We start from the raw sequence: 11,349 nt of genomic DNA, 5'->3' as shown, positions 1-11,349 counted from the left end.
GAAGTTGTCCCTGCAAAACCCCTGCAACCCGCATGAACGCTTGTGATCTGGGGTGATTCCGGATGGTCAGAACTCTCAAATAGATATTCAATGGAGTCTGTTTTCTGGGAGTTTTTGAAAGCAGCGCCATGACCGATGACTTTTTCCGCAACCGCCTGGATCAGATGATCGATTTGCGCCACCCTCTGGCGGTGCTTGCTAACCGCATGCCTTGGCAAGAGATCGAAGCCTCCCTCGTCCAGCGCTGGGCACGCCAGGTCAAGTCTGGCAAGAAGATAGAAGACTTGGACTTGTTTGGTCCGGTCTCGGCCGTTGCCGGTGGCGGCGTCTCCAATGCCGGCCGTCCCCGTCTGCCCACCCGGTTAATGGTTGCCTTGCTGTACCTCAAGCATGCGTTCAATGAGAGCGACGAGGACGTGATCCAGCGCTGGGGTGAGACCCCCACTTGGCAGTACTTTTCTGGCAACGAATACTTTGAACACCAGTGGCCGTGCGACCCGACACAACTGGGGCGCTTTCGTAAAGCTCTGGGCGAAGAAGGCGTGGAAGAACTGCTGGCCCGCACCATGGAAGTGGCGGTCACCCTCAAGCTGATTGCCAAGAAAGAATTGACCCGCATGATCGTGGACTCCACGGTGCAAGAAAAAGCTGTGGCACATCCCACCGACAGCAAGCTGCTGGAGACCGCCCGATCCAAGGTGGTCGAGTTGGCCAAAGCCAATGGCATCGAGCTCAAACAGACCTACGCCAAAGAGTTGTCCCTGCAAAACCCCTGCAACCCGCATGAACGCTTGTGATCTGGGGTGATTCCGGATGGTCAGAACTCTCAAATAGATATTCAATGGAGTCTGTTTTCTGGGAGTTTTTGAAAGCAGCGCCATGACCGATGACTTTTTCCGCAACCGCCTGGATCAGATGATCGATTTGCGCCACCCTCTGGCGGTGCTTGCTAACCGCATGCCTTGGCAAGAGATCGAAGCCTCCCTCGTCCAGCGCTGGGCACGCCAGGTCAAGTCTGGCAAGAAGATAGAAGACTTGGACTTGTTTGGTCCGGTCTCGGCCGTTGCCGGTGGCGGCGTCTCCAATGCCGGCCGTCCCCGTCTGCCCACCCGGTTAATGGTTGCCTTGCTGTACCTCAAGCATGCGTTCAATGAGAGCGACGAGGACGTGATCCAGCGCTGGGGTGAGACCCCCACTTGGCAGTACTTTTCTGGCAACGAATACTTTGAACACCAGTGGCCGTGCGACCCGACACAACTGGGGCGCTTTCGTAAAGCTCTGGGCGAAGAAGGCGTGGAAGAACTGCTGGCCCGCACCATGGAAGTGGCGGTCACCCTCAAGCTGATTGCCAAGAAAGAATTGACCCGCATGATCGTGGACTCCACGGTGCAAGAAAAAGCTGTGGCACATCCCACCGACAGCAAGCTGCTGGAGACCGCCCGATCCAAGGTGGTCGAGTTGGCCAAAGCCAATGGCATCGAGCTCAAACAGACCTACGCCAAAGAAGGCCAACTGCTGGGCTACAAGGCTGGGCGCTATGCCCATGCCCGCCAGTTCAAGCGCATGCGCAAAGCCATCAAACGCCAGCGCACCATCGTTGGACGGCTGCAGCGCGAGGTGGCTCGCAAGATGACCACGCTCAGCCAAGCCATACAAGAGACCTTGGGCCAGACCTTGGACAAGGCCAAACGCTTGGTCACGCAGACCGGCAGTCGCAAGGCAGTGGACAACCGCGCCAAGCTCTACAGCTGGCATGCGCCCGAGGTGGAGTGCATCTCAAAAGGCAAGAGCCGCAATCCGTACGAGTTCGGCGTGAAGGTGGGTCTGGCCATGACGCTCAAGGGCAATTTGATCGTGGGAGCCAGGAGCTTTCCCGGTAACCCGTATGACGGGCACACCATGCACGAGCAGATCGAGCAAAGCGCTATCCTGATGCAAGGCTTGGGGGTCAAGCCCGAGGTGGTGTACGCAGACTTGGGCTACCGGGGTGTGGACAAAGACAACCCGGACATTGAGATCAAACACCGGGGCAAGGACAAGCGGTTGACCGATGAAGAGCGCAGACTGCTCAAACGGCGCCAAGCGATCGAGCCGATCATCGGGCACCTCAAAGCGGATCACCGCATGGACCGCTGCCACCTCAAAGGCTCAGCAGGCGATGCACTGCACGCGGTGCTGTGCGCGGCGGGCTACAACATCCGCTGGCTGCTGCGGATGATCGCCCGGAAAGGCCTGGGCCTTTTGTTGTGCCTGCTGCAGGTGAGCGGTTTGACGGGCTTGTTTGAGAAATTGGCCAAAATCATCGGCCTCAACCGACTGCAAGGCTCAGATCGGCGCTGGGGGGTGGCTTGAAGTGAATTTTGCAGGGACGACCAAAGAAGGCCAACTGCTGGGCTACAAGGCTGGGCGCTATGCCCATGCCCGCCAGTTCAAGCGCATGCGCAAAGCCATCAAACGCCAGCGCACCATCGTTGGACGGCTGCAGCGCGAGGTGGCTCGCAAGATGACCACGCTCAGCCAAGCCATACAAGAGACCTTGGGCCAGACCTTGGACAAGGCCAAACGCTTGGTCACGCAGACCGGCAGTCGCAAGGCAGTGGACAACCGCGCCAAGCTCTACAGCTGGCATGCGCCCGAGGTGGAGTGCATCTCAAAAGGCAAGAGCCGCAATCCGTACGAGTTCGGCGTGAAGGTGGGTCTGGCCATGACGCTCAAGGGCAATTTGATCGTGGGAGCCAGGAGCTTTCCCGGTAACCCGTATGACGGGCACACCATGCACGAGCAGATCGAGCAAAGCGCTATCCTGATGCAAGGCTTGGGGGTCAAGCCCGAGGTGGTGTACGCAGACTTGGGCTACCGGGGTGTGGACAAAGACAACCCGGACATTGAGATCAAACACCGGGGCAAGGACAAGCGGTTGACCGATGAAGAGCGCAGACTGCTCAAACGGCGCCAAGCGATCGAGCCGATCATCGGGCACCTCAAAGCGGATCACCGCATGGACCGCTGCCACCTCAAAGGCTCAGCAGGCGATGCACTGCACGCGGTGCTGTGCGCGGCGGGCTACAACATCCGCTGGCTGCTGCGGATGATCGCCCGGAAAGGCCTGGGCCTTTTGTTGTGCCTGCTGCAGGTGAGCGGTTTGACGGGCTTGTTTGAGAAATTGGCCAAAATCATCGGCCTCAACCGACTGCAAGGCTCAGATCGGCGCTGGGGGGGGGGCTTGAAGTGAATTTTGCAGGGACGACTAAGTGCAATGGACTGAACTTTTGTATTTCGCGTACCCACTCACATGTGTAAACAACTTGGAGATTGAAACATGGTCCAGACATTACCGCCAATGCCCGCTGGCCCTGCAGCGATGCCAGGGGATCACTACATTCGCGCATCCGCTAAGCGCTCAACAGAGTTGCGCCGCAATGCAGAAAAATTGTTTGCACTCATGAGCGAACCGGTATCCGGTGCCCACGCACAAGCCAAGCTGGATGTGTTGCAAGGCATGCGTGCGGCGCTGTCTCAGTCCGTTCAAGAAGCTCACACGGACAACAAGCCTCGGCCACTCAGCGCACGACGACACCCACCCGGTTTTGTCTGAACCCCCAGCGGTACTGTCAGTCAGTTCTCTTTTTACAACAATACAAGGGTTATTTATATGTCCATTACTTCAGCTATTGATTCCGTTGGCACAGTTCGAAATGTCGGGCTGAAAAATGACTTGCTTGTCATCGAATTGGCAAAATCCTTCATTGATTGTCTGGAGTTCATGCAGGGCGAACTGCTCGGCAAGATGAACAATGATCGCCAGCAAACCGACGCGTTGAAGGAACGACTCAAATTGCAGCAAAACTTAGCACGACTAGTTACGGACCCGGGATCTGACGAACCCAAATACTCAGGGGTCTGGACCTTTGACAGTTCGAGTGTTTCCCCTTTTCCCGATATGAAGCAAACAGACCTTAGCATATATTCAAACTCGAGCAAAGGACCAGTCTTCAATGGAATGTCTTCCTACGATCTGAAGACCGCGGGAATGAAGTACTGGGCGACTACTGATGGCAAAAATACCCTGTCGTCCAAACAGGTGTTTACCTACCTTGATCAGCAGGCGGAGTACACCAAGTCGGCCATTACTGCGCTGAATTCGCTCACGTCCCAGGACAACCTGACGCTGCAGTCGCTGCGTTCAAAGATTGAAAGCGTGACGCAGTTCCTGTCCACGCTCATGAAGAGCAGTTACGACGTCGGGGCCGGCGTGTTGAGAAACTTCCCTGGCTGAATGGATGGCTGGAATGGCCATGTCGCTCGCTCCCACTCCTGCAGAAACCCTGGCTTCCCGGCCCAAAACGGTCGGCGAGGTGGAGCGCCTTTACGCCGCCGCCATGGGCGACTACGCGCAAGGGCGTTACATGTCGGCGGCGAAGACCTTCTTGGGGTTGATTTTTATCGACCCTTCGCAGGCCCGGTTCTTCAAAGGTGTAGCGGCGTGCATGCAACTCAGTGGTCAGTACCAGCAAGCTGCCATGGGCTATGCCAGCGCTTACAGCCTTCAGCCGGAAGACGCCACGGTACTGTTTTACCTCGCCCAATGTTTCATGGGGGTAGGCGGGTGGATGCAGGCCAGTGAGGCGGCGCAAACCTTTCTGGACGAAACCGCCGGTTCCGAGGTCCATGCCGACATGCGCAGCCGGGCGCTCGGTATTGTCAAGTCCGCAGCAAAGAAGATGCACTCAAAGGAATCCATGCCATGAGCACTGTGAACTACGCCAACAACAGCCTGAACCTCTCATGGTTGTCCAACATCAACGCCGATGTCGGACAACCCCCCGTGAACACAGGCCTCCCGCCCCCCTCCCGCGCCAATGACACCATCATCCATGTGTCGGCCTCGTCCAAAGCCGCCCCCAGGCGCGACGCATCGCCGGCACTCAGTGCGCCGTTGGCGGCGAACTTCAACTCCAGTGAGCCTTTGCCAGCCAGTGCTTCGACCGAACTCCTTTCGCAGGGCTCGACGTTGAATGATTTCTTGCTGGGGTTGACGAAATCCCTCGATGTCAAGATGTCCACCGCCTTCCGTAACAGCTCCATGACGATGGATGATGTCATCGAAACCGTGCGGGATGGGCTGGTTTACGCCTGCGACAAGCAGAAGATGCAGGCGGAGATCATTCAGAAGGTCCACAAGAAGGCCATCCAGGAAGCGTCCGAGGCCGCCTCCGCTGGCATCCTTTCGAAGATCTTTGGCTGGATTGCGCAGATCTTCGCCGCGGTTGCCCTTGTGCTGTCAACGGTTGCCCTGCTGGCCACGGGGCAGGTCGGCCTGGCGGCCCTGACCATCGGGGCCCTTGTGCTGACGGTCATGGAAATTGCCAGCTCCATCTCCCAGCATTGGGGCGGGCCCGACATCAGCCTGGCCGGCTTCGTCGCGGCCATGATGAAGATCGGGGGGCATGGTGCCCAGGTGGTGGAAGATGTTCGAAAATGGCTGGGCCTCGCGTTTCAGATCGTCACCGCGGTCATGGGCGCGGTTGGCGGAGGTTTCGCCGCCTCCGCACTCAAGGCTTCCACAGACGCCGTGGCCAAGTCTCTTCAGGCGCTCGTGACCCTCTTGTCGGGTCTGACAGCCATCGCATCGGGCAGCGCAAACATTGTTTCTGCAAAAGAGAACATGGAGCTCGCCGAGATCCAGACCCTGGAAATGCAAAGCCAAGCCTTCCTGGATTTCCTTGCAGAAAAGGCCAAGCGATACGCTGACGACCTTCAGGGCTTTCGGGACGTACTGGACACCTTCTTGACGCAACGCCAGAAGCTGCTGAGCAGCGAGGATGCGCTGAACAAGAGCATTTCCGCGTGAATCCACCAGGATCACCCCGGATTTCATTGTTTCTTATTCTTTCTTATTCTTTCACTTAGGAGAACCACATGAACACCATTACCGAGACGCTGGCACCTCCATGGGCCGCGCGGGTGAGTGACGATGAACCTCTCACCAGTGGGGCGCCTAGTGTGTCGCCCGGAAGTCTCAACGCTTCTGCTGCGGCAATGACGCCGACCTATGTGGACAAGCCAACAACCCCCTCCGTAAGTGCTGCGACCGGCATCCGGTTGAGTCCCAAACAGCAGTTGATGGCGGACCTGGCAGCCTTGCTGGGTGTGTATCTAGAAATTTTCACCATGTCCAGATTGGCAGCCCGCGAACAGAGTACGTTTACCGTGATGACCATGATGCGCATGGTGGAACTCGCCGCAGCCAAAATGTTGAGTGCGGCGTTGGCGCAATTCATTGGCGGCGTAGTGCAGGGGGTCGCGGGTATTGTGTCGGGGGGCATGCAGGTGTTCAGCGCCTTGCAGTCCATGCAGACGCTGAAATCCGGAATGGTAAGGACGCAGGGGGGCCTGGCCGAGGCCAAACAGGACCTCAAGCTCGCAGAAGCGGAGTTCAGAAAGTTGAAGAGTGCTCCTCCTGACGACCCGGGCAAGATTGCTGCGCACGAAAAACTCAGAGATGCCCGCCAAAACTACGTGGATAAGCAGCAGTTGGCCAATGCGGAATGGAAGACCTTCACAGAGAGCAGCGAGTTCAAGGGGATGGAAGCCGATGCCACCCTCTGGCATGGAATGGCTACCGCAACCAAGAATCTCGGCGAGCTCCTGGAGAGCATTTGCAAGTACTACTCTTCGGGGGTGGAGAAAGACAAGATGCTGATAGAGGCACTGGAGAAGTATCTGCAAGGCGCGCAACAAAACAACCAAGAGTTCGAGCGCGATCTGGGCGAGATGGTAAGGCGTTTGCTGGACCAGTTGAAGTCGAAAATAGACAGCGAACACCAAGTCAACATGAACACCGCGCAAAACGTCTGATCTGCCGGATAAGTCTGGAGCCATGGCTATGCTCGGCACGCATTCTCTAACCACTTCATGGACGCCTGCTGAGCTGGCTCAGCAGGCGTCCCTGCTTTCTCGTGGTTCTAACACGCCGCCTGCCGACTCTCTCACCAATATGGCGGAGGAGATGGCGCAATTCTTTTCTGAAGCCCGCCGGCAGCAGCGTTCGCTGCAAGAGCGTGCGTTGCTGCCTTACGAGTCGCCGGCGCTGCGCCGCTTGGAGCAGATTGAAGCGATGCTGGAGGTGCTGTGGCACAACCCACAGCACAAGAAGAACGACGCGCGGCGTCTTGCCTCGCAATTGCTGGAATCTGCGCGGCATCCGGGCTCCCTGCAGCTGGCGCTGAAGTCCCTCAGTGGCTCCACGGAACAGTTTCTGTTGCTGTCGCATGCACTGGCCCAGGGCGAAGAGCGGGGCGAGAGCAATCCCGCGCTGGAGGTGCTGCGCGATCGCATCGACGTGCTGTGGGCACGTGATGGCGTTCGAATCCGTGCCGATGTCAACATCGCCCCGGCACTCGCGGACGCCGATGACCGCGGTGCGAAGGACCGCAAGGCCTACCACGATGCGGTGCTGGACGGCGGCACGTTGTCGCGCACGCTATCGTTGCTGCTGGAGCGTTATGGCGACAACATCGAGGCTGCGGTCGAGCGCTTGCGCCGTGCGCTGGGTGCCGACATGGGGGCGGCCCGCCCGTCGCTGCCCACCGAACGGTTGCAAGCCATCTTGCATGAACTGTTCCTCATGGGGGCGTTGTTGCCTTTCCTCAAGAACTGCCGCGACCTGGGTCGCCGTGCACGCTTGCGCAGGCGGGGTCACCCGCAGAGCAGCCGTTCCAGCCAGGACGGAGCAGGCGCAGCCGATGCAGACGAGGGCGCTTCGCTGCTGGGCGCTCTCGCCGAATGGGTGTCGCAGTGGTTGACGCTGGGCGATGTTCGATCCCTCCTGTACCAGTACGGGATGAACTTGGAGCAGAAGCATTCCGCTTGGACCTACGGCGTTGCGCTGGGCTCTGGCGATGCGTCAGATGAAGCCAGAAAGTCCGCAGGGGAATCGTCCGCCGCTGGCAGCATGAACGAGCCCGAGCGCGTTCTTGTTTTCCTGCATGGCCTCAAGGCCATCTTGCGGCAGGTGCCCGAACGCATGTTCCCTGACGCCGATCACAAACTCAATGCTGACCAGGTGCTGGCCAGCCTACTCGACACCATGATTCTGGGAGATGCTGATGAATCACCACAGCCCTCGACCTGAGACACCCGATCTGTTTTTTCGTGGTGCGCTTTGTGTTCGCCTAGATGAGGATGCCGCTGGGTGGACTACTCTAGAGGCGCGGGATCATGAAGACCTGACTCTTACACGCGTCATATCGAACGCCCCAAATCTCATGGCTGTGGCGTGCAGTGCCCTTGAAAAGGCTAACCTGCGCGGACCCCAGCGTGTTGCCGTGGCCGTTGGCGTGCATGCCGATTCGCTGCTGCTGACCATCCGCCTGGAGCGTAGCTGTCTCACGGCCAGCGCCGTGGACAGCGCGCGCGCCGATCTGCTGCGGTTTGCTGTTGCCTGTTGCTGAACATGACGGACCCCGTTTCGAACCCTGTCGGCATCGGCCCCGCGATCAACTGGGTCGTTTCCCGGTTGCCATATCTGGACGCGGGGTCGCGGAGGGGCGGGGAGAGCGCCGCCGGGCTGCCCGGGAGCGCGCATTCCCGTGCCCTCGTGTCGCCAGGCGTTGCGCAGGGGCCCTCCGGCCAGTCGGCCGTGGGCAGCCCGGCGGACGCTGGCCTGGGGCGAGGCTGGAGCGAAGACCGAATGCTGGCGGAACTGGAGGGCAGACTGTTGCCACGATCGCCCGCTTCTCAGACCGACCACCTCAGCGCATTGCGTTCCGCGATCACGCAGCTGGAAGCCGACCCGGTGCAGGCCAATGCCGTGCGCGTGCTGAGCAATGCCTTGACCTGCTACGCCGTGGTCCTGCAGGGACGAAACGCACTGCTCGGGGTGTGACGTGATGACCTTTGATCTATCGCAAGCTCAGGCCGTCATTGTGCTGGCATGGCGCCATCTTTCTTGTGGACGCCCTCAGGAGGCTTCTATTCTGTTCGATTTACTGGTGAAGTTGATGCCCGCGAGCAGCGAGCTACGGCTGGCACTAGCGAGTGCCCAGCTGGGATGTGGCAGGCCAGCCGATGCCGCTGCCACACTCAGCGTGCTGGAGTCATCGCACGACCCCGTCGCCCATTTCTTGCGCGGCAGGGCTTTGGCGCGCATGGGGCACATGGACGACGCTCGCATGGCGTTCAACAAATACAGGGAGTGCCGCAAGGCACTGCCTTGACGTCGGGTTGTCCATGGAAAACGCTCTGTCATCCCTTCAGCGCTTCATTGCTGTTGCTGCCCGTCGTGCTGACCTGGTGCTTGCGGTCATCCTCATGGCCGTGGTGTTCATGCTGGTTTTGCCATTGCCCACTTTGCTGGTCGATGTGCTGGTGGCCATCAACATCGCGGTGTCGGCGCTGTTGCTGATGGTGGCGATGTACCTGCCCAGCCCGCTGGCATTCACATCGTTTCCTTCGGTGTTGCTGATCACCACCCTGTTCCGTCTTGGGCTGTCGATCGCCACCACGCGTCTGATCCTGCTGCAGGCCGATGCGGGGTACATCATCGAGGCCTTTGGCAACTTCGTGGTGGGAGGGAATCTGGTGGTGGGACTGGTGGTGTTCCTGATCCTCACCATCGTGCAGTTCATCGTGATCACCAAGGGCGCCGAGCGGGTGGCGGAAGTGGCTGCGCGGTTTTCGCTAGACGCCATGCCCGGGAAGCAGATGTCCATCGACGCGGACATGCGTGCTGGCGCCATCGACATGAATGAAGCGAGGCGCCGCCGCACACGGCTGGAGAAAGAGAGCCAACTCTACGGGGCCATGGATGGCGCCGTGAAGTTTGTGAAAGGAGACGCCATTGCCTCCATCATCATCGTCATCGTGAACCTGGGAGGGGGGCTGCTGATCGGCACCATGCAGCGCGGCCTGCCGGCGAGCGAGGCTATGACGATCTACTCTGTGCTCACCATCGGCGAAGGACTGATCGCCCAGATTCCGGCATTGCTGACTTCCATCACGGCCGGCATGATTGTGACGCGCGTGACCAGCGAGGACAGTGGGCGCAGCAACGTGGGCCGCGACATTGCGGAGCAGATACTGGCACAGCCCAATGCACTGCTGGTGGCCGGCGCCATCATGCTGGGCTTTGCGCTGATCCCGGGCATGCCGGGCTCGGTGTTTATGGTGCTGGCCCTGCTCGCAGGCGGTGTCGGGTTTGTGTTGTTGCGCCGTGGACTGAACGGCGTGGCAACGCCTGCTGATCGAACCGCCGGCCCCACGGCGCGTGCGGGGGCCTCCAAGGACCAGGGTGATGCCGACGAGAAGTCAGCCGCTTCCTACACGCCCACCATGCCATTGGTGCTGGATCTGGCACACGAACTCGAGCAAACGCTTGACGCGAAGGTGCTGATCCCCGAGCTGCAGAAAGTGCGCGAAGATACTTATTTGGAGCTTGGCGTGCCACTGCCGGCCGTGCACCTTCGCTACAACAAGGGCCTGGCCCGCAACGCGTACCAGATCCTTGTGCACGAGATCTCCGCTGCGCATGGGCTGTTGCGCCCTGGGCATCTGCTGGTGCGCGAGGCTCCGGAGAATCTGGAAGCCCTGGACATTCATATTGAGGAGGCCGCACCGTTTCTGCCCAACATTCCCACCCTATGGACGCCAACGCAAGGGGCGGCCCAGCTGCGCGAATACGGCATCCAGTCACTGGACACGATGCAGATACTGGCGCACCACCTGCGGCTGACGCTCCAGCGCCATGCACGAGAGTTCATTGGTATCCAAGAAGTACATTTCCTGGTGTCGCAGATGCAGGCGGACTATCCCGACCTCATCACCGAGCTGCACCGTGTGGTGCCTGGCCAGCGGATGGCCGACGTGCTGCAGCGGCTGGTGGGCGAAGGGGTTTCGGTACGCAACCTGCGCGCTATCGCCGAAGCGTTGGTGGAGTGGGGCGGCAAGGAGCGTGATGTGGTGCTGCTGACGGAGCACTTGCGCACGGCGCTCAAGCGCCAGATTTCGCACCAGTTCGCCGACAGGCAACGGATGCTGTCCGCGTACCTGATCTCGCTGGAAGGCGAGGATGTCATCCGCAACGGCATCCGCCAGACTTCGATGGGGAGCTACCTGGCACTCGATGCAGCGGTGACCAGTGACATCGTGGACCGCATCCGTGCGGCGGTGGGCGACCTGTCCGCCATCAGCCACAAGCCCGTGATTCTGACCAGCATGGACATCCGGCGCTATGTGCGCAAGATGATCGAAGAAGAACTGTATGAAGTGGCGGTGCTGTCGTACCAAGAGTTGTCACCGGAAATCAGCGTGCAACCGCTCGCCCGCATCGAGTTCGGATAAATGCAGGAA

The 11,349-nt window shown here is 59.5% G+C and carries 11 protein-coding genes and 2 pseudogenes; all 13 read left to right on the top strand.

All coding sequences use genetic code 11. From position 1 onward, the window contains the following. Positions 1 to 128: 128 nt before the first annotated feature. A pseudogene (locus RAE21_RS12175) lies at positions 129 to 755 on the top strand (transposase); the annotation flags it as partial. A gap of 124 nt (positions 756 to 879) precedes the next feature. After that, positions 880 to 2,352 (top strand): IS5 family transposase, encoded by a 1,473-nt coding sequence (locus tag RAE21_RS12170; protein WP_313880209.1) that lies wholly within the window; start codon positions 880 to 882, stop codon positions 2,350 to 2,352. After that, positions 2,336 to 3,232: pseudogene (locus tag RAE21_RS12165) on the top strand (transposase); the annotation flags it as partial. The gene RAE21_RS12170 and the pseudogene RAE21_RS12165, both read left to right, overlap by 17 nt. Positions 3,233 to 3,319: 87 nt before the next feature. Then, on the top strand, positions 3,320 to 3,595 hold the full coding sequence (locus tag RAE21_RS12160; RefSeq protein WP_313881589.1) for a hypothetical protein: 276 nt from the start codon (positions 3,320 to 3,322) through the stop codon (positions 3,593 to 3,595). A gap of 57 nt (positions 3,596 to 3,652) precedes the next feature. Beyond that, on the top strand, positions 3,653 to 4,276 hold the full coding sequence (locus tag RAE21_RS12155) for a hypothetical protein (RefSeq protein WP_313881588.1): 624 nt from the start codon (positions 3,653 to 3,655) through the stop codon (positions 4,274 to 4,276). Positions 4,277 to 4,295: 19 nt separating this feature from the next. After that, positions 4,296 to 4,748 (top strand): hypothetical protein, encoded by a 453-nt coding sequence (locus tag RAE21_RS12150; protein ID WP_313881587.1) that lies wholly within the window; start codon positions 4,296 to 4,298, stop codon positions 4,746 to 4,748. Then, positions 4,745 to 5,851 carry a hypothetical protein gene (locus RAE21_RS12145; RefSeq protein WP_313881586.1) on the top strand — a complete coding sequence of 369 codons (1,107 nt, stop codon included), beginning with the start codon at positions 4,745 to 4,747 and terminating at the stop codon, positions 5,849 to 5,851. The genes RAE21_RS12150 and RAE21_RS12145 overlap by 4 nt, the downstream gene beginning before the upstream one ends. 68 nt (positions 5,852 to 5,919) lie before the next feature. Next, the gene (locus RAE21_RS12140) at positions 5,920 to 6,858 is read left to right on the top strand and encodes a hypothetical protein (protein ID WP_313881585.1); all 939 of its coding nucleotides are present in this window, start codon (positions 5,920 to 5,922) and stop codon (positions 6,856 to 6,858) included. 151 nt (positions 6,859 to 7,009) lie between these two features. Further along, complete coding sequence (locus tag RAE21_RS12135) at positions 7,010 to 8,134, top strand: HrpJ domain-containing protein (RefSeq protein WP_313881584.1); 1,125 nt, start codon at positions 7,010 to 7,012, stop codon at positions 8,132 to 8,134. Next, the gene (locus RAE21_RS12130; protein ID WP_313882730.1) at positions 8,109 to 8,453 is read left to right on the top strand and encodes a hypothetical protein; all 345 of its coding nucleotides are present in this window, start codon (positions 8,109 to 8,111) and stop codon (positions 8,451 to 8,453) included. The genes RAE21_RS12135 and RAE21_RS12130 overlap by 26 nt, the downstream gene beginning before the upstream one ends. 266 nt (positions 8,454 to 8,719) lie before the next feature. Then, positions 8,720 to 8,887: a hypothetical protein gene (locus RAE21_RS12125; RefSeq protein ID WP_313881583.1), complete on the top strand. Its 168-nt coding sequence runs from the start codon at positions 8,720 to 8,722 to the stop codon at positions 8,885 to 8,887. Between the two features lie 4 nt (positions 8,888 to 8,891). Then, positions 8,892 to 9,218, top strand: coding sequence for a tetratricopeptide repeat protein (locus RAE21_RS12120; RefSeq protein ID WP_313881582.1), 327 nt, complete (start codon positions 8,892 to 8,894; stop codon positions 9,216 to 9,218). Positions 9,219 to 9,231: 13 nt separating this feature from the next. After that, positions 9,232 to 11,340 carry a type III secretion system export apparatus subunit SctV gene (sctV, locus tag RAE21_RS12115; RefSeq protein ID WP_313881581.1) on the top strand — a complete coding sequence of 703 codons (2,109 nt, stop codon included), beginning with the start codon at positions 9,232 to 9,234 and terminating at the stop codon, positions 11,338 to 11,340. The last annotated feature ends 9 nt before the right edge of the window (positions 11,341 to 11,349 follow it).

The sequence above is a fragment of the Rhodoferax potami genome, assembly GCF_032193765.1.
GTDB classification, from domain to species: Bacteria; Pseudomonadota; Gammaproteobacteria; order Burkholderiales; family Burkholderiaceae_C; genus Allorhodoferax; species Allorhodoferax potami.
This window is presented reverse-complemented; position numbering and strand designations above follow the sequence as displayed.